Below are 22,483 nucleotides of genomic sequence, written 5' to 3' on the forward strand. Positions count from 1 at the left end.
AGTATGCCCCTGTGACAACTGAGACATCCGTGAATCCCGTGAACCCTGCGAACCCACAGAGCGCGGCGAGCACGCCCGGCGCGCAACAACCTCGGCGCGCCCCGCGCCAGCTGGTGACTGCGACCGTCGTGTCCGGCTTCATCGCCTTCGTGTTGCTGCTGCTGACGCCACTGCTGCCTGTGACGCAGGTGCAGTCGTCAGTGCAGTGGCCGCAAGGCGGCTCGGTGGGGTCGGTGAACGCCCCGCTGATTTCGCTAGCGCCGCAGGAGATTGACATGACGGTGCCGCTGGAGGCGACGCGTCACCTGCGTGAAGGCCAGAACATTATTGTGTCGACGCTGCCTGCGTCCTCGGAGGAAGCGACGGACCGTGGCCTGTTTGTGTCGGCGCCGGATGGCGGGTTGGTGGTCAGCTCGATTAATAAGGTGCTCTTCGAGCTGAGCCCCGGCGAGCTGGCGGGTATCGGCCCGGATAAGCAGCTGCGGGTGCACATCACGGATGAACAGGCAGAGATTTCGGTGCCGGGCACCAGCTTCGAGGAGGTCCTCGAGGATGACTACCGTCCGCAGCTCAGTGGCCTGTACTCGGAGCTGAAGGAGGAGTCATCGACGCAGCTTATCGACGCCGGGCTCGCCGCCAACATCGAGATCAACTCTCGCTTTACGTCCAGCCCGACCCTGGTGAAGTCGCTAGCGATGTGGCTGGGGCTGGCTGCGATGGCGGTGAGCCTGTGGGGGCTGTGGCGCCTGGATCAGCTTGATGGGCGTCGCATCCCGCTGTTCAACCGGCGCTGGCGCACGTTCAAGCCGCTGGACGCGGTGGTGCTGGCGGTGCTGGGGTTCTGGCACGTGTTCGGCGCGAACACCTCGGATGACGGCTTCCTGCTGACGATGGCGCGGGTCTCGAACGACTCGGACTACATGGCGAACTATTACCGCTGGTACGGCGTGCCCGAGGCGCCGTTCGGTTCCCCGTTCTATGACGTGTTGGCGTTGTTGGCGAAGGTGACCACGGCGTCGATGTGGATGCGCCTGCCGACGCTGCTGGCCGCCATTTTGGTGTGGTGGCTGATTTCCCGCGAGCTGCTGCCGCGCTTCGGCGCGGTGATTGCTGACCGCCGGATGGCGTACTGGACTGCGGCGTTTGTGTTCCTGGCGTTCTGGCTGCCGTACAACAACGGCACCCGCCCGGAGCCGATTATCGCGATGGGGTTGACGCTGACGTGGGCGCTGTTTGAGCGCACAATCGCGACGAAGCGGCTGGCCCCGGCGGCGCTGGGCACGGTGGTGGCGGCGTTCACGCTGGCCTGCGGCCCGACGGGCCTGGCGGCGGTGGGCGTGTTCCTGATCTGCCTGCCTGAGGTGTTCCGCATCATGAACAAGCGACGCGCGATTGCCCCGGGCATCGCGTACATAGCGGCGTTTCTGGCGGCGGGCTTCGCCGTGATGGTGCCGGTGTTCAAGGACCAGACCCTGGCGACCGTATTGGAGGCCACCAAGGTGCGCGGCGAGGTCGGCCCGGCGCTGTCCTGGTACTCGGAGTGGGTGCGCTACGGCACGCTGTTCCAGGAAGCTGTCGACGGCTCGCTGTCGCGCCGCTTCCCGATGCTGGTCTTCGCCTTCTGCGTAGTCCTCATCCTGTTCTCGATGGCGCGCCACGGCGCGATCCCAGGCACGCCTGCGAAGCCGACGCAGCGCCTGATGCTGATCATCGGGCTGTCCACGTTCTTCCTGATGTTCACCCCGACGAAGTGGACGCACCACTTCGGTATCTACGCGGGTATCGGTGGCGTGGTCGCAGCACTCGGCGCGGTGGTGCTGTCCCACTTTGCGCTGCAGTCGGCGCGCAACCGTTCGTTCGCGATCGCCGCGGTGCTCTTCCTGGTGTCCCTGAGTCTGGCGGGCTGGAACGCCTGGTGGTACGTGTCCTCCTTCGGCGTGCCGTGGTGGGACAAGAACCCACAGGTGAAGGGCATCGAGGCGAATACGGTGCTGCTGGGGATCACGCTGCTGGTTGCCCTGGTGGGCGTCGTCCAGTGGCTGCGGCCGCGCCCTGATTCTGTGCGGGAGCGCGCGGCGGCGTCGCGCTGGGCGGGCGTGATGGCCGCGCCGATCGCCGTCGCCGCGGTACTCATGGTGGCGTTTTCCTGCCTGACCTTTGTGAAGGCGTTCGCGGAACAGACTCCGAACTACTCGGTGGGCATGGGCAACGTGAAGACGCTCAAGGGTGACATCTGCGCCCTCGGCAGCGAGATTCTGCTTGAGACCGACACGAACGACTCCTTCCTCACCCCTGTCGACGGGGTGCCGCTGGGCCGCTCGCTGGACTCCGGGGTGAACCGCGCGTTCCACCCGGACGGCGTGCCTGCCACGATCGCGGACGACAACGCCGACACCACGGATACGAAATCGGGCGACGACACCGCCATCGAGACCGTCCAGTCCGATGCAAACGAGGAGCCTGAGCTCTCCTCGGATGCACGCAGCGTCGAGGGCAACCGCCCATTCACGCTGCGTGGTGTCAACGGGTCGACGGTGCGCCTGCCATTCAACCTGGACTTCAACCGCATCCCGCTGCTGGGCACATACGACGAGCGCGCGACGCGCACAGCCTACCTGGAAACCACCTGGTTCGAACTGCCACAGAAGCGTGACGACGCCCCCCTGCTGGTCACGTCCGTGGCTGGCAAGATCGCGCACCACGACATTAATGGCGTCGAAAAGGAAGGTGCCGAGCTGGTGCTGGAGTACGGCGTGCGCAGCGACGACGGCTCAATAAAGACCCTGGGCGAGGCAGAAATGCTGGACCAGGGGCCGACGCCGAAGTGGCGCAACCTGCGCTACCCCATCGCGGACCTGCCCGAGGAGGCGAACGTGGTGCGCCTCGTCGCCGAGGACGCATCCCTGGCGGAGGACGACTGGATGGCCGTCACCCCGCTGCGCAACCCAACGCTGCAGCCGCTGAACAAGATGTTCGACTCGGACACCCCGGGCCTGCTCGACTGGTCGGTGGCGTTCCAGTACCCGTGCCAGCGCACGTTCAACCACTTCGCTGGCGTGACCGAGATCCCGGAGTTCCGCATCATGCCTGACGCACCGGGTAAGCAGCAGCTGTCCGGATTCATGGACTTCCTGGGCGGCGGCGCGCTGTCCACCGCGGAGGCCGTGAACTACTCCTACCAGGTGCCGGGGTACATGAAGGGCGACTGGCAGCGCGACTGGGGTTCCCTCTCGCGCTACCAGCTGCGCACGAACTCCATCGGCGAGGTGCCAGCGCTTGCTGAGATCCAGCTGGAGGAGGTCACCCGTTCAGGGTGGTGGACCCCAGGCCCGATGAAGATTCGGGAGGTCTAACAGCTAAGATGAGGCGCCATGCGCGCTTTCTCATCCCTCCGCTCCGTTCTTGTTGCCGCCGCTACCGCCGCCCTTGTCGCGGTTGGTGCGGCGGCTCCGGCGTCTGCGCAGCAGCTGCAGCTGCCGGCGCCGATCGCACCGTCGTTCCGGCTGCCGAGCCTGCTGAAGTCCCAGGGCTGCAAGTCGGAGTACCTGATCGCGGTGCCGGGTGGCGTCAATACGATGCCGGGGCTACCGCGCAACCTGCCGCACGGCGGGAACGTGTGGCTCACGGGCGTGCTTACCCAGCTGTATACGGGTGGGCAGATTCAGCCGCTGTGGATCGCGTACGACGCCGCGCCGTTCGCCACCACGCAGTACCAGACGGCGTCGAATCGTGGCTACGCGGAGACGAAGAAGGCCGTCGCGGGCATCGCAAACGCCTGCCCGAACGCGCGCTTCAGCTTCACCGGCTACTCCCTCGGCGCGGATATTGTGTCGCGGATGCTGAATAACATTGCGCATGACCGTGGCCCTATCGCGAAGGAGCGCGTCGCCTCGGCTGCCCTGTTTTCCAGCCCCTACCAGGGCGGGAACGGTGCGGTGATGTCTGCGGGAACGTCGCCACACGTGCGCGGCGCGCTCGGTGAGCTTGAGGGCGGCTATGGCGACCTCGGTGAGCGCGTGCTGGAGATCTGCAACACCGGCGACATCGTGTGCTCCCCGACGGAGAATCAGCGCGAGATCGTCGACCCTGCGATGGACGTCAACCTGAGCAGCGGCGGGATGCCCCGCTGGGTGATTGACATCGCGCGCGCGAACGACGGCCGCACGAGCAGCATCATCCACTCGATCGGTGCGCACGGGTCCTACACGCTGGCGCAGCAGCATGAGGCTGCGAACTGGATCGCCAACCACCGCTAGTCCCGCCGACGCGCATGTCCGCCCCACACGTTAGAGTTGTGGGCATGCATGATCTTTTTCATCACGTAAACGGCGAGTGGGTCGAATCCCACGAGATCCCAGCCGATCGCGGTATCGACGGCTCCTTCTACGCCCTGCGCGACAAGGCGGAGGAGGACGTCCACGCGATCGTCTCGGAGACCAGCGACCTGTTCGCCTCCTTCATGGACACCGACGCCATCAACGCCGCAGGCACCGCGCCCCTGCAGCCGGACCTGGACCTGATCGCGGTGAAAGATATCGAGGAGTTCGCCCACAACCTGGGCGTGCTCGACCGCACGGGTGTCGGCTCCCCCCTGGCCTTTTGGGTTGAGAAGGACTCCCAGGGCGAGGACAGCGTGCCCTACCTGGTCCAATCCGGCCTTGGCCTGCCGGATGAGGCCTACTACCGGGAGGACGCCCACGCGGAGACCCGCGCCACCTACCAGAAGCACGTGGCCCGCATGCTGGCGTTTTTGGACCCGGCGTACCTGCTGGGGCTTACGCCTGAGGTGGCGGCGCAGCGCATCATGAACCTGGAGACCCAGGTGGCGGCCAGCCACTGGGATGTGGTGCGCAGCCGGGACGCGATGGCTACCTACAACCCGGTGGAGTTGGCGGAGTTGCCGTCGATAATTGTGACGATGCTGCGCGGCGCCGGGCTTCGCGACGGCCGCGTGATCAACATGATGCCCTCCTTCACCGAGGACTTAGCGACGATGCTTCGCCCCGAAACCCTCGCCGACTGGCAGCTGTGGGCGGCGTGGACCGTGCTGCGCTCGCGCGCGAGCGTGCTCACCGAGGAGATCGGGCGGGCGAACTTCGAGTTTTACGGCACGGTGCTCTCCGGCGCGACGCAGCAGCGCGACCGCTGGAAGCGCGGCGTGGGGCTGGTGGAGTCGCTGGTTGGCGAGGAGATCGGTAAGGAGTATGTGGCGCGCCACTTCCCTTCCGAGTCGAAGGCGCAGATGCTCGCGCTGGTGGACTACCTCGTGCGCGCCTACGAGCAGCGCATCAGCAACCTGCCGTGGATGACACCGGCCACCCGCGAGCGCGCCCTGGAGAAGCTGCGCCTGTTCCAGGCGAAGATCGGCTACCCGGAAACCTGGCGCAGCTACGAGGGCCTGACCTTTGAACCTTCCGGCGAGCAGCTAGTGGCCAACGTGCGCCGCGGCGCCGCCTTCGAGCACGACTACCAGCTGGGCAAGATCGGCAAGCCCTCGGACCGCTCCGAGTGGGTGACCACCCCGCAGACCGTCAACGCGTTCTACAACCCAGTAGTCAACGACATCACCTTCCCGGCCGCGATCCTGCAGCCGCCGTTCTTCGACCCGGAGGCGGACCCGGCGCGCAACTTCGGCGCGATCGGCGCGGTGATTGGCCACGAGATCGGCCACGGTTTCGACGACCAGGGCTCGCGTTACGACGGCCACGGCAACCTCAACTCCTGGTGGACCGACGAGGACCGCGCCCACTTCGAGGAGCGCACCGCGAAGCTGGTGGAGCAGTTCCAGGGCCTGGTGCCTTCCGTGCTGGAGGGCCAGGACGTGGCGGGGGTCAACGGCGAGTTCACGCTCGGCGAGAACATCGGCGACCTGGGCGGCCTTGGTATCGCGGTAGTGGCGTACCAGCTGTACTGCGCCGACAACAACGTCGAGCCGAACCTGAAGGAGCTCTTCCTGGCGTGGGCCCGCGTGTGGCGTTCGAAGGCGCGGCCGGAGATGGCGGCGCAGCTGCTGGCGATTGACCCGCACTCGCCGAACGAGTTCCGCTGCAACGTCATCGCCTCCAACGTTGACGAGTTTTACGAGGCCTTCGACGTGGAGCCCGGCTCCCCGATGTGGATCGCCCCGGAGGAAAGGGTCAAAATATGGTAGAGGAATCGTCGCTTCAGCCCGGCGCGGAGGGCGCGCACTACCCGCTCAACGAGCAGGGTTCCGAGGAGTTCCAGGTCGGTGGCGTGGAGCGCACCCTGCCGGAGTCCGAGCAGCTCGCGCAGCTGGTGTCCTACATCGAGGCGTCCTACGAGGACTCCCCGCAGTACCTGGCGTTGCTTCCGGACCGGATTACGCACGCCGCGATGCTAATGCTGGGCTCCGCAGTGGATCACCAGATGCCGGGCGTGGCGTTGACCGGGGACGTCTCCGTCGAGGACGCCCCGCTGGGCCAGGTGTTCACCTCTTCCAAAGCGCCTGCCGAAGGTGGCGTGTGGGTGGTGTCCTGCTACGACGGGCCAGCGGATGCCCGCGAGTTCTCCTGGCGCCCCGAAGTTGCCGCCTGTGCTGAGCAGGCCGGGGCCCGCGCTTACAACGTGGATGACCCAGCCGACGTCGCCGCCGCCGTGCACGCCGCCCGCCAGGAAGGCGCAGACATGGTTGCCGTGTGGGGCACCGGCTCCTCCTGCGGGCTGCTGCCTGCGGGCGCGGACGCCTACGTGCTCACCTTCCCCACTGACGCTGCTACAACGATCGAGGTCGGCGAAGCGAAGGTGCTGCTGCAGCGCGCGTCCGACGCGGCGTGGGAACAGCCCTCAGTCGAGGGGGCGGAAGTGAAAGAGTACGTCTCCACCGGGGTGATCGCTACCCCGGCCCAGCACCGGCGCAAGGTCCTGGATGCCGCGGAGTTTCTTGCCGGACTTGCTACGGCCGAACGCTGACGCGGGCGTGGCGTCGTGGCGCTGGACAATGCCACGGCGTACGTCGACGGTGTTGTGGTAGGCGCTGCCGTTCGTCAGCGCCGCCACCGCCCACGTCTCATCCAGCGTGGTGCCCCAGGAGACAGAGGCGGTCGCTGTGGTGGCCTCGTTGGCCCAGCCCATCTTGGAGCCCTGCACCCCGCGCAGGCGCGCGGTTCCGAACTGCTGACCAAACCCGTCAGAGGCCACCAGCGACTGCCGACGCATCCCGTCCAACAGCGGCTCAGCAACCGGGTCCCACAGGATGGCCGCGATGAAGGTAGCCACGTCCCTCGCCGACGTCAACGTGGTACCCCAGGCACCGACGCGCTGCGTTCGCTCCAGCTCAAAGTCGGCGGCAATCTCGTCGATGGCCTGCGGGTAGCGAGCGTCGAGTTCCTCGGCGATGGCGTCGTTGGAGACGCGCACCATCTCCTCAACCTGCGCCTTCTCCTCCTTCGTGCCGTTATAGAGCACCCAGTAGCCCAGGTAGAGCTTGGCCAGGGACAGGGCGGCGCGCGGCTCCTCGCCCGCCGGGGAGATCGACACCCGGCCGTCCGGGTGCACCACCGCCAGCGCAGTGCGCTCCCGCGTGTAGCCGGGGTTCACGTGAAAGCCCTGCAACGCAGGCATCAGCGCGCACACCAGCAGCGCAGCGATCCACTTCTTCAACACAGTGCTTCTGCTTCGCTTCGCGCCCTAGAGGTCCAGGATGGAGTCTGCTTCGCTGACGTCCTCGCTGACCGGCTCCGGCACCTCGCACAGGTACACGTTGGCGCCGGTGGCGTCCTTCGCCCCAAGCATCGGGCCGAACGGGCTGAGCGTCGGACCAGCCAACACCTGGCCGCCACCCATACGCACCGCATGGGACGCCGCATCAACGTCCTTGACGCCGAAGTAGGAGTGCCAGACCGCCGCAAGGCCGTGCTGCTGCAGCCGTGGGTCCAGACGCAGACCCAAGAACGCCGCGCCCTCCTGCAGCGCAATGTAGTAGCCGCTTTCCTTGCGCAGCTCCCAGTCGAACAGCTCCCCGTAGAAGTCCACGGTGGCCTCATCCGGCGCCACGCACTCGTACCACACCGGAACACCCGGCTCACCAGCGGCAACGAAGGCATCCTCCCCCGCCGGGCGCATCAAGCCGAACAAGCCACCGGACGGGTCGGCACACACCGTCATCACACCGAAGTCCACCTCCTGAGAGCTCAGCACCTTGCCACCCAGCGACTCCACGCGTGACTCAATCGAGCCGTCCGCGTCCATGAAGTACGTCACCCACAGGTCCCGCTCCTGCTTCGACGGCACAAACCCCGCCACCGGCAACCCGTCCTTGCGGGCAACCCGGTACGTCTCGCCCGTCACTTCCCAGCCGAGCACCTTCGAGTAAAAGTACGCGGACTTCTGCACGTCTTTGGTCAAGCAGTCCTGCCAGTACGGCATCCCTGGTGTTCCCTGAAACGCAGGCATTTACATGTTCCTCCACTTTTCCGGATCGAAATCGTCGTTCGCGGTGCGCTCATCGAAGTAGTCGCCGTCATCCCCGCCGGTGCTCACGGTTGCCGTTTGGGTGCCGACGGTGACGGAGTCGGCGTCGAAAAGCAGGTGCCCGCGCGCACGCACCACCTCCCCATTGACGCTGACCTCGCCGGCGTTGATGAGCTCCTTCGCCTGCCCGCCGGACTCCACAAGGTTGGCCACCTTCAAAAACTGGCCGAGCTTAATGCTCTCCCCCGAAATCACCACATCAAACGCCATGATTACACCACCGGCGGAGCAAGCTTGACCGCAGTGCCCACCGCGGACACCAACATCATGCCGCCGTCAGCGCCCATGGACTCATAGTCCACCTTCACGCCAACCACCGCGTCAGCCCCCATCTCCGTGGCGCGATGCCACAGCTCGTTCAGGGCCTCCTCGCGGGCGCGCACGACCTCGGCCTCCCACGCAGCGGCGCGACCACCCACAATGTTGCGAATGCCCGCCGCGAAATCCTTGAACACATTCATGCCGACGATCGCCTCGCCGCCCACGATGCGCATGTACTCAGCGATGGTGCCGCCATCGACGGAATTAGTAGTGCTTAGAATCATGCAGCCAGTCTAAGCCACGCCCCCGACACTTAGCGTTCAGCCTGGTCAGTCGGCATAATCGACAACGTATCGATGTTCACGTGCGGCGGCAAACTCGCCACCCAGCGCACCGCCTCCGCAATGTCCTCCGCGGTCAAGTTCAACTTGCCCTCGTACACCGCGTACGCACGCTCGGCATCGCCCGCGAAACGGTTCAGGGAGAAGTCCGTCTTCACCCGGCCAGGGTCAATCTCCGTAACACGGATGTTGTTCTCCGCCTCCTCCCGCCGCAGCGCCCGCGTGATCCCGCGCAGCCCGTACTTCGCCGCGTTATAGCCGCTGCCGCCCTTGTACGCGTCAGTCGCCGCCACGGACCCAATGTTCACCACCAGACCGGACGCCTCCAGCAGGTGCGGGTACAGGGCCTTCGTCACCCGCATCGTGCCGAGCACGTTCGTCTCGTACATCCACTGCCAGTCGGCGGGGTTGGCGTCGCGAAGCAGGTCGAGGCCCTTGGCACCGCCCGCATTATTCACCAGCAGCCCAACAGACCCCTCAATTATCGACGCCAACTCTGCCACACTCGCCTCATCCGTCACATCAAGGCGCACCGCCACGCCCCCGATCTCCTCCGCGATGGCCTGGCAGCGCTCCACCCGGCGCGCCGCCACGTACACCTTCCAACCGTCCGCGGCGAGCGCCCGCGCACACGCCTCCCCGATCCCGGCGGAGCCACCCGTCACGACGGCCACTTTCGTTGTCTCTGTCATGGTTGGCAGTGTAGTGCTCGTGCGGGCTCGGCGTGCTGCCTCTCTGAGCCCGGTGCCCTGTGCCGACGCCCTCATATCGTTCCGGTCGAGGTGCTATAGGAGTGCGACGCTGGTCGCTGGAAATCGTCCCGGCTGGGTGAAAATGCGCGACCTGCATCGCACGCTTCGAAGCGCACGCTTTTAGCGGTTTGGGGCGTGTTGGGGCTTGGTTTTGGCGCTGTTGGGTATGCGGTGCTGGGGAGATGGCGCGCTGCCGACTAGTTCTCGCGTGGTCTTCGCGCGGTCTTCATTCCGGTCGAGGTCTTAAAGGAGTGCGACGCTGGTCGTCAGAAATCGGCCGGGCCGGGTGAAAATGCGCGACCTGCATCGCACGCTTCGAAGCGCACGCTTTTAACAGATTTGGGGCGTGTTGGGGCTCGTTTTTGGGGCGCAAAACGGATACAGCATGGCCCCGGTACCCTGGCTGGTATGTATTCGATGGAGCAGATGCGATCAGGTCAGTGGTACCTCCCCGGCGGCGAGGAGGCCGACGCCCAACACGCCCGGACGTGGGAGTTGATGCGCCAGGTCAACGCCTTGGGCAACACCGATCAGCCGCGGGCGGAGGAGCTGTTGCGGCAGGTGTTTTCCAACAGTGCGCACGTGCCGGGCCTGTTCGCGCCGCTGCATGTGGAGTTCGGGGTGAACACGCGCTTCGGCAAGGGGTGCTTCATGAACTTCAACTGCGTCATCCTCGATATTGCGGAGGTGACCATCGGGGACGGGTCGATGTTCGGGCCAGGCTGTCAGCTGATTACGGTGGGCCACCCGGTTGAGGATGCAGCGAAGCGGGCTGAGGGGTGGGAGATCGCGAAGCCGGTTCGGATTGGGAAGGACTGCTGGTTCGGGGCGGGTGCGATGGTGATGCCGGGTGTGACGGTGGGCGATCGTTGCGTGGTGGCTGCGGGCACGGTGGTGACGAAGGACGTGCCAGATGACTGTTTGGTGGCGGGGGTGCCGGGCGTCGTGAAGCGGAGGTTTGGCAAGGATGCCTGAGCACGCGTTTGACCTGGGGCGGATTGGTGAGGGGCTGCCCGTCGCGAAGGTGATTGGGGAGCTGCCGCGCACCGGGCCGCTGGTGGTGGAGGCGCCGCCGGGGACGGGTAAGACGACGTTGGTGCCACCGGCGGTGGCAAATATGTGTGGGAAGACGCTGGTGACGGCGCCGCGGCGTGTGGCGGTGCGTTCGGCGGCGAAGCGCCTGGCGGACCTGGATGGGTCGCGGCTTGGGCAGCGGGTGGGCTACTCCATTCGTGGTGAACACCAGGACGGTTCGCTGGTGGAGTTCGTGACGCCGGGTGTGCTGCTGAACCGCCTGCTGCAGGACCCTGGCTTGGAGGGCGTCAACGCGGTGATCATCGACGAGGTGCACGAGCGCGGCCTGGACACCGACCTGGTGCTGGCCATGTGCATGGAGACTGCCCTGCTGCGCGATGACCTGTACCTGTGCGCGATGTCGGCGACGCTGGACGCGCGCCGCTTCGCCGACCACATGGGCGCCGAGGTGCTGTCCACGGAGGCGGCGACCTACCCCGTCGAGGTCGCCTATGCGCCGCACGCTGGGCGGATGCAGGGTTCGCGCGAGTTCTACCGGCATGTTGCCGCCCTCGCGGAGGCGCCGGAGCGCACCCTGGTGTTCGTGCCGGGGGTGCGGGAGGTGGAGCTCGTCGCCAGCTTTCTTGACGACGCCACTCCGCTCCACGGCCGCTTGTCCTCCGCGGAGCAGGACGCCGCGCTCTACGGGGATGCTGCGGTGGTGGTGTCGACGAACGTTGCGGAGTCCTCGGTGACGGTGCCGGGTGTGCGCCGCGTGGTGGATGCCGGGCTTGCCCGGGTGCCGCGGCGGGATGCCCGCGGGATGACGGGCTTGGTGACGGTCTCTGCCGCGAAAAGCAGTGCGGACCAGCGGGCGGGCCGCGCGGGCCGCCTGGGACCTGGCACGGTGGTGCGGGCCTACTCGGAGGCGGACTACCAGCACTTTCAACCGGACGTGGCGCCGGAGATCGCCACGAGTGACCTCACGCAGGCGGCGCTGCAGTTGGCGGCGTGGGCGTCGCCAGACTTGCCGCTGCTGGACCCTCCCCCGGCGCACCACTTGGCCGCTGCGCAGGAGACGCTGCGGCTCATCGGCGCGCTGGACGATCAGCACCGCATCACCGCCCTCGGCGAGAAGCTGGTGCGCATGCCGGTGGACCCGCGCCTGGGCGCGGCGCTGGTGAAGTTCGGCTCGGGCGCTGCGGACACGGTGGCCAAACTCGCCGACCAGCCCGCGAAACGCCTGGCCAGGTTGGTACACACGTCCGCGCCGGTGCCGCCGGGCGATGTGATCGCGGCGGCGTACCCGCAGTGGGTGGCCAAGCGCGACGGGGGCGAGTACCTGCTTGCCTCGGGAACGAGGGCGCGGCTGGACGTGCCGATCGGCGCCCCGGAGTGGATCGCGGCCGCGGAGGTGCAGCGCACAGCGCGGGGTGCGGTGATCCGCGCGGCGGAACCGCTCGCGATGCCGCAGGAGCGCGTCGAGGAGCACGTGCGCGCCTCGCTCGTGGACGGGAAAGTGCGCGCACGCAGGGTCAAAGCCATCGGCGCCATCGAACTGAGCGCCACCCCGATCCGCCCCGAACCCCACGAGGTGGAGGAAGCACTGCGCGACATCAGCTTCGAGGATTTCACGCTTGATAGCGCCGCCCTGGCACTTAAGCAGCGCCTCGACTTCCTGCACGCCACCATCGGCGAGCCGTGGCCGGACGTGACCAAGGGCGACTACTCGCTGGAGGTGGCGCAGTTGGCCAGGGGGGCGTCGATAAGAGAGCTGGACATGCGGCAGGCGCTGATGCGGCAACTGCCGTGGCCGGAGGCCTCAAAGCTCGACGAGCTGGCGCCGACGCGCATCGCGCAAGGCAAACTCGACTACTCGACGGGCCGACCCGTCGTGCGGCTGAAACTGCAGCTGGCGTTCGGGCTGGCGGACTCGCCAGTGATTGGCGGGCAGCGGGTGCTGTTCCACCTACTCTCCCCCGCGGGGCGCGAGCTGGCGGTCACTGACGACCTGCGCAGTTTTTGGAACGGACCCTACCAGGACGTGCGTAAGGAGATGCGTGGGCGCTACCCGAAGCACCCGTGGCCGGAGGACCCGTGGACGGCGACGCCTACTGCTCGGACGAAGCGCACGCTGAATAAATGATGCCACCGCCGACTAGGCCAGCGACCGTCAGCACCGACGCGATGCCGAGGTCCGCATTGCGGCGGTTGTACTGGCGCGGTTTGAGGTGAATCTTGACTGGCTGTGGCAGGTTCGTGATCTGCAAGTTGATGCTGTCCTGCACCGCAACGATTGGTAGCCCCATTTGGGTGGCAAAGCCGAGCGGGATCAGTGCCAGCAGCGGAATGCCCACTGCCAAGGAAGTCTTGGAACACTTCGGCGTGATCTGCTCAAAACCGAGCGGCTTCAGGAAGTCCGGCGCCACGCCTTCATCCGTTCCCGGGTTCGCCACAGCGACTCGGACCGGGATGATTTCCGTGGATTCGTCGCCGTAGTGGGCAACGACTGGCCACTGGTAATCACCAGGATCGACGCCAACAGATGGCGTCAGCTCGATGGAGCCATCGGCTTCAGAAAGGTGCGCCCAGCTGGGGATACTCGTGCCGCTGTACCAGGCTTGGCCCCTCGGCAGCGGTGGGGGTAGTGTTTCCGTACTACCGATAGTTACGGTTGTAACGGGGTAATTGCCCTGCACGATCGCCTGTCCGTGCGCAGTTTCTACCGCCACGGCGTGTGGGGAGGTGCAGGCAAGCATGACTGCACACGCAGCTGCTGTAATCCGGCCACGCATGACCGACCTCCTTCGACGCTTCACGGCTCTCATCATAAGGTAACTTATTCTCCATGACTAATGCCCAATCACACACGGTGACCATGTGGACCCTGGTGTCACTCATTATTGGTTCCACCATTGGCTCCGGCATCTTCGCCTTGCCGCAAAATATTGGCTCCGTGGCGAGCCCCGGCGCAATGCTCATCGGCTGGGTTATCGCCGGAGTGGGCATGCTCTCCATCGCGTTCGTGTTCCAGATCCTGGCGCGGCGCAAACCGCACCTGGACTCGGGCGTATACTCCTACGTGCGCGCTGGCCTCGGCGACTTCATCGGGTTCACCTCTGGCCTGGGCTACTGGTTGGGTTCCGTGATGGCGCAGGTGGGCTACGCCACCCTGTTCTTCTCCACGGTGGCCTACTACTTCGCCCCGCTGAATAACCGGTGGGTGTTGGCCGCGGCGGTGTCCGTGATGACGTGGGGCATCTTCATCATGCTGACCCGCGGCGTGAAGCAGGCTGCCGTGATGAACGTGGTCACCACGGTGGCCAAGCTGGTGCCGATCCTCTGCTTCATCGTCCTGGTCGCCTTCCTCGGCTTCTCCTGGGACAAGTTCACCTTGGACTTCTGGGGCGAGGGCTCGGCTATCCCGTTCTCGCAGCAGCTGCAGGGCATCATGTTGTACACGGTGTGGGTGTTCATCGGTATCGAGGGCGCCTCCGTGTACTCGAAGCAGGCGAAGACCCGCAAGGATGTGGGCCGCGCGACCATCATCGGCTTCCTGTCCGTGCTGTTGCTACTGGTCCTGGTGTCCACCCTGTCCTACGGTGTGCTCACCCAGGAGGAACTGGCGGCGCTGCCGGAGAACTCGATGGGTGCCGTGCTTGAGGCGGTCGTCGGCCCGTGGGGCGGCGTGTTCATCTCTATCGGCCTGTGCCTGTCGGTGCTGGGCGCGTACGTGTCCTGGCAGATGCTGTGCGCCGAGCCGATCGTGCTCATGGCGAACGACGGCCTGCTGCCGCAGTCGCTCGGCGTGGCCAACAAGGCGGGCTCCCCGTTCCGCGCGCAGCTGATCTCCACCGTGGTGATCCAGCTGTTCGTGATCATTTTCTTCGCCAACGAGACGTCCTATAACGCAATGGTGCAGCTGGCGACCATCATGTACCTGCTGCCGTACATCTTCTCCTCGCTGTACCTCATCCTGCTCGCGGTGCGCGGCAAGGGGCTTAACCACCCGAACGCGGGCGTGCGTTTCGACGACTCCGGTCCTGAGGTCACCCGCAGCGACAACCAGCGCCACCTCATCGTCGGCGCGGTCGGTTTCGTGTACTCGATGTGGCTGATCTACGCCGCCGACCCGGTCTACGTGCTCTTCGGCGCGCTCGCCGTGGTCCCGGGCATCATCCCGTACGTGTGGACGCGCATCGCGAACAAGGAGCGCCTCTTCAACAGCTTCGAGTGGGTTGTGGTGGCGATCGTGATCGCGGGCGCTATCGCAGCCGTGGTCGGCCTGGCCAACGGCTCTCTGCAGCTCTAATCGTTTCGGCGGTCCGGGTCCACAGCCAGCTGTGGCCACAGGACCGTCGCGGTGTTTTCGGCGTGCCGTTCGGCGGAGGCCTCACTGAACGCCTGGCGCATAACAATGCCACCGAGCAGCATGCCCACGAAGGCGTACGGGTTGATGTTCGGGTTATACAGGCCCTCGTCCATCCCCTTGCGGATCCCCTCCACCATCCGCTCGAGGATTTCGGTTTCAAGGCGCAGACGCCACTGGGACACGAAGGGCTCCGCGCTAGCGATGATGGAGCCGATCAGCCGCACACCCAGCGTCTCGTCGAGGTAGCGCTGCAGGTCAATCATGTATTTTACGAACTCAGCGCGCGTGGTGGGGAGGTAGATCGGGATCTGGAGCGCGATTGAGTCCAGCGCCGCGGTGATCATCTCGCGGCGGTCAGCGTAGCGGCGGTAGATCGTCGTCTTTGCGACGCCACAATCCGCCACAACCTCGTCGATCGTTACAGAGTGCAACCCGCGATCGCGGGCGATGCTGAGCACCGACGCGAAAATCTTCTGCTCGGTTGCCGCCCTACGAGCCGGCCTAAGAATCTTCTGCTGCTTTTCCACGCCGCCATTATTGCACGAATTCTTGCCACCCAAGCCGCGCGCATAGAACAACTACGAGCGTCAATAAGGCGATTCGGACCAACTTGGACCCGCCCTGCAGCACGGTGCGCGCGCCGAGCTGCGCGCCGATGACGTTCGCGATCGCGAGCGCGATTGCCAGCGACCAGTCCACGTAGCCCCCGGCGATGAACACTCCGAGCGCGCCGATGTTCGTCGCGGTGTTGACCACCTTCGCCATCGCCGCGGACTCGAGGAAGGTCTGGGAGAAGATGGCCGTAAACGCCATGATGAGGAACATGCCGGTGCCGGGGCCGAAGACGCCGTCGTACCCACCGACGAGCAGGGCCACCGCGACGCCGAGCGCCACCCGGCGCGGCGTGATGATGCGGTTGCCCTCCGACCCAAACGAGGGCTTACACACCACGAAGATGCCCACTGCCAGCAGTAACACAATGATGAGTGGGCGTATCACGGAGTCGCTGACGAGCGCGACGGCCAGCGCACCGCCCGCGGAGGCGCACATCGCGGCGAGCGCGAAGCCCCACGTGCAGCGCGGAACCCCGACCTTGCGCACCATGGTGACCGCGGCGGAGGAGGTGCCGGTAAACGCCGCGAACTTATTCGTCGCCAGGACAGCGGCGGCAGGCATGCCTGTGGTGGACATCAACACCGGGATGAGCACCAGTCCACCGCCGCCGATGACGGCATCAATCCAACCGGCGACCAGTGATGCAATCAGCAGGACGACAATCATGCGCTAAAGAGTAGTATCAACAGCCATGCTTCGTTGGTGTGTTGTCGTCCCGGTGTCAATTGCTCTCGGTTGGGCGTTCAGCGCGCTGCACCTTCCGGCCGCGTGGATCCTCGGGGCAATCGTCGCATCGGGCGCGGTGGCGCTGCGCAGCGGACGCGACCTCCCCATCAACGAGCTCCTGTTCACGTGCACACGCGGCGTGATCGGCGTGCTGGCGGCGCTGCCGCTGGTGGGCATCCCCCCGAAGACGCTGTTGCCGTTCCTGCTGCCTGGCCTGCTGGCTGCGGCGAGCATGATCGGGTTGGCCTATGTGGGCGGCGCGGTGCTCGCGCGCAAGGGAATCTCGCAGGAAACCGGGGTGTTGTCGCTGCTCGCGGGCGGTGCGTCGCTCATGCCGGTCATCGCGAAAGAGATCGGTGCCGACGTCCGCTACGTCGCCCTCACGCAGTACCTGCGCCTGCTGGTCGTGTCGATGACGCTACCTGTGGTGGCGGGGTTGCTCACTACCAAGCACGCCTCCGCCACGGAGCATCTGGAGCCCTACTGGTGGATGTGGTTGCTGGTGCCGGCGCTGGTGGCGGTTGGGCAGCCGATCGCGAAGGTGCTGCACATCCCGAACCCGTCGATTTTCGGCCCGATGATCGTCACCGCGGTGGTCGGCTCCTTCATGGACGTGGTCATCGTTCCGCCGGAGCCGCTGAACATCGCAGCGTTCTTGTGCATTGGCTGGGCGTGCGGCGGCGGCCTATCCGTACCTGCCCTGAAGCAGTTCTCCCGCCTGCTGCCGATCACGATCGTCTACATCGCCGCCCTCATGGCAGCCTGCGCCGGACTGGGCTGGCTGCTGGCGCTGTGGCTGAACATCAGCTTCTACGAGGGCTACCTGGCCACCACGCCAGGCGCACTCGAGACGGTGCTGGCACTCACCGCGGAAGGCGGGGTGGGCCCGGCGGTAGTGGCGGTCCAGCTAATCCGCCTGATCTGCATCCTGCTGTTCGCGGGTTACCTGCCGAAGTTGGTCAGTTGGCAGAATCGCAAACGCGACGGCTAGCAGGCTAGTCGTGGTGGTTGAGCACCTCGTGGGCCAGCATGTCCATCGGCATCGACCCGAGCTTGAGCGCCTTGTCGTGGAACTGGCGCAGCGTCATCCCCTGCTCCAGGGCGCTGTCGCGCAGTGAGCACCAGTCGCGGTAGCCGATGGCGTAGCTCGGTGCCTGGCCCGGCCAGCCCAGGTAGCGGTCGAGTTCGAAGGCGATGTGGGACTCCGGCATAGCGGAATTGTCGCGCAGGAACGCCTTGGCGTAGGCGGCGTCCCACACGCCGGTGCCGTCCGGGGTGGCCTTCTTCAGGTGGACGCCGATGTCGATCATGACGCGGGCGAGGCGGAGCCGGCGGGCGTCGAGAAGCCCCATGCGGAAGCCTGGGTCGTCGAAGTGGCCGTGCTCCCCCATGAGCTCCTCAGCGTAGAACGCCCAGCCCTCGCCGTGTGCGGAGTTCCAGCACGCCGTGCGGCGCCACAGGTTGAGGTCGTTGCGCTGCATGAGCGCGGTGCCGATCTGCAGGTGGTGGCCCGGGATGCCCTCGTGGAAGACGGTGGTGAGCTCCTGCCAGGTGTGGAACACCTCCTGGCCCTCCGGCACTGACCACCACATGGTGCCGGGGCGGATCAGGTCGTCGGACGGCGGGGTGTAGAAGATGCCGCCGGAACCGGCGTGGTCAATCGCGCACTCCACCTTGTGCAGGCCCTCCGGAATGGTGACGTCGACGCCGTCGAGGTCCCGCATGACCTGCTCGTTGACGGAGTTCATCCACTCCAGCAGGGCGTCGGTGCCGCGCAGGGTGTAGCGCTCTTCCTCGTTGAGGCGCTTGTACGCGCCCAGGATGGTGGCGTCCGGGCCGTAGAGCTTCTGCGCGAGCGCGCGCTGCTCAGCAACGGTTTCCTTCAGCTGCTCCTTGGCCCAGGTGTAGGCCTCGTCGAGGTTGATGTCGCGGCCCAAGAAGAACTCGGAGAAGAGTTCGTAGCGGTCGCGGCCGACGGCGTCATCATGGCGGCCGTGTGGTGCGAGCTCGGTGGACAGCCAGGTGGCCATCTCGTCGAAGGCAGCCTTCGCCTTCTCGACGACGGCCGAGTCCTCCGGCAAGCCCAGCTGGTCGAAGACGCTGTCGCCATCGGCGAGGTCGCCGCACTGCTTGATCACGGCTTCGATCTGGCGGTACGCAGGCACATTGCCTGCCGACGCCGCCTCCGAAAGCGACGCGCGATAGCCCGCGAGCGCCGCCGGCACCTTGGACAGGCGCGCCTCGATGTGCTCGAAGTCCTCTTTGCTCACCTTCGGCATCAGCGCGAAGGAGTCGCGGATGGTCTGCACCGGCGAATCGATGTTGTTGAGCTGGCGCAGGTCCTCGCCCTGGTGGTGCAGCTCCAGCTTGAATGCCATCCGGTCGCGCAGCAGCGAAGCGGTGAGGTTGTCGACGTCGTCGAAGTCGTCTTCGTCGTCGGAGGCGTCCGTGGAGTCGTTGAGCGCGTCGACATCGGCGACGACGTCACGGATGCGGTCGGCGACTTCGCCGTAGTACTCGGGGCTGAAGTCCTGCAGGTCGCAGTCGTGGCCTTCGAGGCCGATCTCCGTTGCCAGGGTAGGGATCAGCTCGGCGAGGTCGTAGAGAAAGTCTTCGCAGGTGGCGTCGAGTAGCGAAGGCTCGCGTTCTGACTCAGACGCGTGCTCCTCAAGCAAAGGATTGGTCATGGGTAGGCAGTGTAACCGAGGGACACGCTGAACGTGCACCTCTACACCCCATACAAACCGCATTGTCTACCGAAACGGCCCACTCTAGCTCGATAACTGGACAAAGCGGTCTACTACCGGTACATATATTCACATGCCTGCGACACGGACAGCGTTCCATCACCCAACAACCCCCGCCGCCAAGTGCCTGCACCTCATTCGCCTGCAGGAACAGTGCGTGCGACGCGACCTGATCGCAGCCACCGGCCTCTCGCAGCCCACCATCACTCGCGCCGTCACCGCGCTGGCAAACTCCGGCTACATCGTGGAACGCGGCGACCTGTCCGAGTCCACCGGCCGGGGCAGGCCCACCATGCCACTCGAGCTCGGGGAACCAAACTCGCTGTACGCCGGGGTGGCCGTCGGCACCTTGAGCACCTACATCGCGCTGTTCGACCTCAAGGGGCGCACTCTGCGCAGCATCGATGTGGACATCCCCGTCGCGCACATGAGCCCGGATGACTTCGTGCAGCACATCATGGCCGGGCTACACCGCCTCAGCGCCGGGATGGGCCGCCCGCTCGCAACCGTCGGCGTGACCACCTCGGGCACCGTCAACGAGGACGGCGAGGTCACCGCGGCAAACCTCGGCTGGCACGGGGTACCGATCCGCCAGCAGATGCGGGAGCAGTTCGGCGTGCCCGTCGAGGTGGTCTCCATCAGCCAGGCGATCGTCGGCTCGGAAATGCAGTCGAGCCTGGACATCGACACCCCGCCGGTGATGGCGCTGTTCGCCGACGACTCGCTGGCCTGCGCAATGTCCACCCCGACCGGCGTGATGGCCATCGACGTCGCCAGCGATCACCTGACCACGCAGGGCCTGCTCAACGCCGTTGCGCAGCCCGCGATGCACTCGCTGCCGGAGGTCGTCACGCTTGCGGAGCAGCTGCCGGCCACGCGTCAGGCGCTCGACCAGCGCGCACGCGGCCTCGGCTCACTCGTGGCCACGCTTGCCGACGCCCACACCCCCAGCACCGTCGTCGTCGCCGGCAGCGCCTTCATCGACGACCCGCAGGCGCCCGCCACGTTCGCCCGAACGGTGGTCAGTGAGGCCGAGCGCGCCCCGAAGCTGCGCATGATCCCTTCGCACCGCGAGATCGTGCGGGACATCGCACGCGCGGTTGCGCTGGATAAAGTGCTGCGCGAACCACTCTGTCTAGTTTAGATTTGACGCGTTTCTAGAGGATAGGTGTAGGATTTAGCTTCGTTTAGTACAGATCAGTCTATAAACCTACACCTGGAGACGTTCATGCACCTTCCAAAGTGGATGACCGGGTTCGGCGCCCAAGTTATCGCCGGCCTGATCATCGGCCTCATCCTGGGGCTCATCGCCGCGGCCAACGACATCACCTGGCTCAGCGAGACGCTCAGCTGGGTCGGCAGCGCCTACGTGCAGCTGCTGAAGCTGCTCATCCCGCCACTCGTGTTCACCGCGGTGGTCACCTCTATCGCGAACCTGCGCAAGGTCACCAACGCCGCGCGCCTTGCCTGGCAGACCCTGCTGTGGTTCGCCATCACCGCGTTCTTCTCGGTGATCATCGGCATCATCGTCGGCGCCGTCATGCAGCCCGGCGCGAACTCGTCTGTCGACGCCTCCTCCGCCGCCGAACCAAGCGGTTCCGGCTCCTGGCTCGGCTTCCTGAACACCGTCATCCCGTCGAACTTCTTCGGGCTTGGTGTCAAGGTCTCGGAGACGAGCGCCTCGGTGAACTTCAACGTGCTGCAGATCCTGGTGATCTCACTGCTCATCGGCGTGGCCGCCATCAAGGCGGGCAAGGCCGCGGAGCCGTTCCTGCAGTTCTCCGCCTCTTTCCTGGAGGTCATCCAGGTGGTGCTGTGGTGGATCATCCGCCTTGCCCCGATCGGTTCGGCGGCGCTCATCGGTAAGGCCGTGGCCACCTACGGTTGGGAGGCTCTGGGCAACCTCGGCCAGTTCGTGCTGGCGATCTACGTGGGCCTCGCGCTCGTGATCTTCGTGCTGTACCCGGCGGTACTGGCCGTCAATAAGGTGCCGGTCGGTGGCTTCTTCCGCCGCGTGTGGCCGGTGACCACCCTCGGCTTTGTCACCCGCTCCTCCATGGGCGTGATGCCGGTGAACCAGCGCACCGTCGAGGAGTCGATGGGCGTGCCGCGCGAGTACGCGGCCTTCGCAATGCCGCTCGGCGCGACCACGAAGATGGACGGCTGCGCCTCCATCTACCCGGCGATCGCGGCCCTGTTCGTCGCGCAGTTCTACGGCCTCGACCTGGGCGCGACGGACTACTTGCTCATCGTGATCGTGGCCGTGCTCGGCTCCGCGGCGACCGCGGGCACCACGGGCGCGACCGTCATGCTCACGCTGACGCTGTCCACCCTGGGCCTGCCACTGGCTGGCGTGGGCCTGCTGCTGGCGATCGAGCCGATCATCGACATGGGGCGTACCGCCGTCAACGTCACCGGCCAGGCCGTCGTCGCCGCCATCGTGGCGAAGCGCGAAGGCATCCTGGACGAAAAAATTTGGGACGCCGCAGAAGACGGCGCCCCAGCTCCCCAGCGGGTATAACGCGAGCTTACTGCTCGACCGCTGCCCCACCACTGGTGGCGCGCAGCGCGCCGATCACGAGCTCTAAAGCCGCGCGAACGTTTTCTACGCGTCGCGCGGTTTCTTCATGTTCACGGTCGCGCAGCATGCCATCGATCAGGATGTCCTGTGTTCCGGCAGCCATGAAGCGGGCCGTGTCGCGCAGCGTTTCCTCCGTCAGGCCAATTTCTTCGCCTGCCTCGATCTGGGTGTAGATCTTCTTCAGGTAGGCATCCGCCAGAATGTTGCAGATCTTGTCGTTGAGGTTGCCGTGCACCGAGGAGTTGATCAGGTGCTTGACCGCCTTGTCGTAGCGCTCTAGGTGCTTCACCAGCCGCGCTACCTGGTCCGGGTACGTCTCGTCGATCACGATGTCGTCAACAAACGACTTGTACGCAGGGAGGCAAATGTCGCAGGCTGCGGCCAGGATGAGCGCGTCCTTGTCGTGGAAATGCTCGTAGCAGGCCTGTCGGCTGACCTGCGCGTACTTCACAATCTGGGACAACGAAAGCTCATCCACCCGGTAATGGAGCAGCAGTTCCTTCGTTGCGTTCAGTAACGCCGTGCGCGTACGAACCGCGCGCGGGTCCATACTAAGTTCACGTGGTGTCATGAATGCAGGATAC

At 65.8% G+C, this 22,483-nt stretch carries 19 protein-coding genes; 10 read left to right on the plus strand and 9 right to left on the minus strand.

All coding sequences use genetic code 11. From position 1 onward, the window contains the following. Positions 1-11: 11 nt before the first annotated feature. Genes KBX13_RS09640 through KBX13_RS09655 form a run of 4 tightly spaced genes read left to right on the plus strand, consistent with a single transcriptional unit; the run spans position 12 to position 6,930 of the window. On the plus strand, positions 12-3,353 hold the full coding sequence (locus KBX13_RS09640; protein ID WP_256021962.1) for an arabinosyltransferase domain-containing protein: 3,342 nt from the start codon (positions 12-14) through the stop codon (positions 3,351-3,353). An 18-nt stretch (positions 3,354-3,371) separates the two neighbouring features. Further along, on the plus strand, positions 3,372-4,256 hold the full coding sequence (locus KBX13_RS09645; RefSeq protein WP_070477232.1) for a cutinase family protein: 885 nt from the start codon (positions 3,372-3,374) through the stop codon (positions 4,254-4,256). 44 nt (positions 4,257-4,300) lie between these two features. Further along, positions 4,301-6,151, plus strand: a complete 1,851-nt coding sequence (locus KBX13_RS09650; protein ID WP_256021964.1) for a M13 family metallopeptidase — start codon at positions 4,301-4,303, stop codon at positions 6,149-6,151. Beyond that, positions 6,145-6,930 carry an alpha/beta hydrolase gene (locus tag KBX13_RS09655; protein ID WP_256021965.1) on the plus strand — a complete coding sequence of 262 codons (786 nt, stop codon included), beginning with the start codon at positions 6,145-6,147 and terminating at the stop codon, positions 6,928-6,930. The genes KBX13_RS09650 and KBX13_RS09655 overlap by 7 nt, the downstream gene beginning before the upstream one ends. A 717-nt stretch (positions 6,931-7,647) precedes the next feature. On the opposite strand, the gene KBX13_RS09660 is transcribed toward KBX13_RS09655, so the two are convergent. From KBX13_RS09660 to KBX13_RS09675, 4 genes are read right to left on the minus strand one after another with little or no spacing between them, the layout of a single operon-like run. Further along, a complete protein-coding gene (locus tag KBX13_RS09660; protein ID WP_256000623.1) occupies positions 7,648-8,412 on the minus strand; it encodes a VOC family protein in 765 nt (254 codons plus the stop codon). Then, positions 8,413-8,700, minus strand: a complete 288-nt coding sequence (locus KBX13_RS09665; protein ID WP_256000622.1) for an RNA-binding S4 domain-containing protein — start codon at positions 8,698-8,700, stop codon at positions 8,413-8,415. It lies immediately after the preceding gene. Between the two features lie 2 nt (positions 8,701-8,702). Further along, entirely contained in the window at positions 8,703-9,035 is a 333-nt protein-coding gene (locus KBX13_RS09670) for a heavy metal-binding domain-containing protein (RefSeq protein ID WP_256021967.1), read from the minus strand. Positions 9,036-9,064: 29 nt separating this feature from the next. After that, positions 9,065-9,784, minus strand: a complete 720-nt coding sequence (locus tag KBX13_RS09675) for an SDR family oxidoreductase (protein ID WP_256021968.1) — start codon at positions 9,782-9,784, stop codon at positions 9,065-9,067. A 468-nt stretch (positions 9,785-10,252) separates the two neighbouring features. On the opposite strand from KBX13_RS09675, the gene KBX13_RS09680 reads away from it, so the two are divergent. Together KBX13_RS09680 and KBX13_RS09685 are read left to right on the plus strand one after the other, a co-directional pair. Then, the gene (locus KBX13_RS09680; protein WP_256021970.1) at positions 10,253-10,819 is read left to right on the plus strand and encodes a sugar O-acetyltransferase; all 567 of its coding nucleotides are present in this window, start codon (positions 10,253-10,255) and stop codon (positions 10,817-10,819) included. Next, a complete protein-coding gene (locus tag KBX13_RS09685; protein ID WP_256021972.1) occupies positions 10,812-13,004 on the plus strand; it encodes an ATP-dependent RNA helicase in 2,193 nt (730 codons plus the stop codon). The genes KBX13_RS09680 and KBX13_RS09685 overlap by 8 nt, the downstream gene beginning before the upstream one ends. On the opposite strand, the gene KBX13_RS09690 is transcribed toward KBX13_RS09685, so the two are convergent. Then, positions 12,970-13,653, minus strand: coding sequence for a Rib/alpha-like domain-containing protein (locus KBX13_RS09690; RefSeq protein WP_070363312.1), 684 nt, complete (start codon positions 13,651-13,653; stop codon positions 12,970-12,972). The genes KBX13_RS09685 and KBX13_RS09690 overlap by 35 nt on opposite strands. Positions 13,654-13,706: 53 nt before the next feature. Between KBX13_RS09690 and KBX13_RS09695 the strand changes: the two genes are divergently transcribed. After that, the gene (locus KBX13_RS09695; protein WP_256021974.1) at positions 13,707-15,170 is read left to right on the plus strand and encodes a basic amino acid/polyamine antiporter; all 1,464 of its coding nucleotides are present in this window, start codon (positions 13,707-13,709) and stop codon (positions 15,168-15,170) included. On the opposite strand, the gene KBX13_RS09700 is transcribed toward KBX13_RS09695, so the two are convergent. Together KBX13_RS09700 and KBX13_RS09705 are read right to left on the minus strand one after the other, a co-directional pair. After that, entirely contained in the window at positions 15,167-15,757 is a 591-nt protein-coding gene (locus KBX13_RS09700) for a TetR/AcrR family transcriptional regulator (protein WP_168156206.1), read from the minus strand. The two genes, KBX13_RS09695 and KBX13_RS09700, sit on opposite strands and share 4 nt — an antisense overlap. A 7-nt stretch (positions 15,758-15,764) precedes the next feature. Beyond that, positions 15,765-16,511, minus strand: coding sequence for a TSUP family transporter (locus tag KBX13_RS09705; RefSeq protein ID WP_256021977.1), 747 nt, complete (start codon positions 16,509-16,511; stop codon positions 15,765-15,767). A 25-nt stretch (positions 16,512-16,536) separates the two neighbouring features. Here KBX13_RS09705 and KBX13_RS09710 point away from each other — a divergent pair, with 25 nt between their 5' ends. Beyond that, complete coding sequence (locus KBX13_RS09710; RefSeq protein ID WP_256021979.1) at positions 16,537-17,562, plus strand: AbrB family transcriptional regulator; 1,026 nt, start codon at positions 16,537-16,539, stop codon at positions 17,560-17,562. A 4-nt stretch (positions 17,563-17,566) separates the two neighbouring features. Here the strand turns inward: KBX13_RS09710 and KBX13_RS09715 are convergent, their stop codons facing one another. Beyond that, positions 17,567-19,258 carry a DUF885 domain-containing protein gene (locus KBX13_RS09715; protein ID WP_256021981.1) on the minus strand — a complete coding sequence of 564 codons (1,692 nt, stop codon included), beginning with the start codon at positions 19,256-19,258 and terminating at the stop codon, positions 17,567-17,569. A 133-nt stretch (positions 19,259-19,391) separates the two neighbouring features. Between KBX13_RS09715 and KBX13_RS09720 the strand changes: the two genes are divergently transcribed. After that, the gene (locus KBX13_RS09720) at positions 19,392-20,462 is read left to right on the plus strand and encodes an ROK family transcriptional regulator (protein ID WP_256021983.1); all 1,071 of its coding nucleotides are present in this window, start codon (positions 19,392-19,394) and stop codon (positions 20,460-20,462) included. 84 nt (positions 20,463-20,546) lie between these two features. Continuing rightward, complete coding sequence (locus tag KBX13_RS09725) at positions 20,547-21,839, plus strand: dicarboxylate/amino acid:cation symporter (protein WP_256000609.1); 1,293 nt, start codon at positions 20,547-20,549, stop codon at positions 21,837-21,839. Positions 21,840-21,846: 7 nt separating this feature from the next. Here the strand turns inward: KBX13_RS09725 and KBX13_RS09730 are convergent, their stop codons facing one another. Continuing rightward, on the minus strand, positions 21,847-22,470 hold the full coding sequence (locus tag KBX13_RS09730) for a TetR/AcrR family transcriptional regulator (protein ID WP_256008266.1): 624 nt from the start codon (positions 22,468-22,470) through the stop codon (positions 21,847-21,849). Positions 22,471-22,483: the final 13 nt, after the last annotated feature.

It is taken from the genome of Corynebacterium sp. CCUG 51687, assembly GCF_024453995.1.
In the GTDB taxonomy this organism is placed as follows: Bacteria; Actinomycetota; Actinomycetes; order Mycobacteriales; family Mycobacteriaceae; genus Corynebacterium; species Corynebacterium pseudogenitalium.

What these genes read in the sequence shown, in the direction of transcription:
- KBX13_RS09645 (WP_070477232.1), top strand. Translation starts at nt 3,372, where the DNA reads ATGCGCGCTTTCTCATCCCTCCGCTCCGTTCTTGTTGCCGCCGCTACC.
- KBX13_RS09650 (WP_256021964.1), top strand. Translation starts at nt 4,301, where the DNA reads ATGCATGATCTTTTTCATCACGTAAACGGCGAGTGGGTCGAATCCCAC.
- KBX13_RS09655 (WP_256021965.1), top strand. Translation starts at nt 6,145, where the DNA reads ATGGTAGAGGAATCGTCGCTTCAGCCCGGCGCGGAGGGCGCGCACTAC.
- KBX13_RS09660 (WP_256000623.1), bottom strand. Translation starts at nt 8,412, where the DNA reads ATGCCTGCGTTTCAGGGAACACCAGGGATGCCGTACTGGCAGGACTGC.
- KBX13_RS09665 (WP_256000622.1), bottom strand. Translation starts at nt 8,700, where the DNA reads ATGGCGTTTGATGTGGTGATTTCGGGGGAGAGCATTAAGCTCGGCCAG.
- KBX13_RS09670 (WP_256021967.1), bottom strand. Translation starts at nt 9,035, where the DNA reads ATGATTCTAAGCACTACTAATTCCGTCGATGGCGGCACCATCGCTGAG.
- KBX13_RS09675 (WP_256021968.1), bottom strand. Translation starts at nt 9,784, where the DNA reads ATGACAGAGACAACGAAAGTGGCCGTCGTGACGGGTGGCTCCGCCGGG.
- KBX13_RS09680 (WP_256021970.1), top strand. Translation starts at nt 10,253, where the DNA reads ATGTATTCGATGGAGCAGATGCGATCAGGTCAGTGGTACCTCCCCGGC.
- KBX13_RS09685 (WP_256021972.1), top strand. Translation starts at nt 10,812, where the DNA reads ATGCCTGAGCACGCGTTTGACCTGGGGCGGATTGGTGAGGGGCTGCCC.
- KBX13_RS09690 (WP_070363312.1), bottom strand. Translation starts at nt 13,653, where the DNA reads ATGCGTGGCCGGATTACAGCAGCTGCGTGTGCAGTCATGCTTGCCTGC.
- KBX13_RS09695 (WP_256021974.1), top strand. Translation starts at nt 13,707, where the DNA reads ATGACTAATGCCCAATCACACACGGTGACCATGTGGACCCTGGTGTCA.
- KBX13_RS09705 (WP_256021977.1), bottom strand. Translation starts at nt 16,511, where the DNA reads ATGATTGTCGTCCTGCTGATTGCATCACTGGTCGCCGGTTGGATTGAT.
- KBX13_RS09710 (WP_256021979.1), top strand. Translation starts at nt 16,537, where the DNA reads ATGCTTCGTTGGTGTGTTGTCGTCCCGGTGTCAATTGCTCTCGGTTGG.
- KBX13_RS09715 (WP_256021981.1), bottom strand. Translation starts at nt 19,258, where the DNA reads ATGACCAATCCTTTGCTTGAGGAGCACGCGTCTGAGTCAGAACGCGAG.
- KBX13_RS09720 (WP_256021983.1), top strand. Translation starts at nt 19,392, where the DNA reads ATGCCTGCGACACGGACAGCGTTCCATCACCCAACAACCCCCGCCGCC.
- KBX13_RS09725 (WP_256000609.1), top strand. Translation starts at nt 20,547, where the DNA reads ATGCACCTTCCAAAGTGGATGACCGGGTTCGGCGCCCAAGTTATCGCC.
- KBX13_RS09730 (WP_256008266.1), bottom strand. Translation starts at nt 22,470, where the DNA reads ATGACACCACGTGAACTTAGTATGGACCCGCGCGCGGTTCGTACGCGC.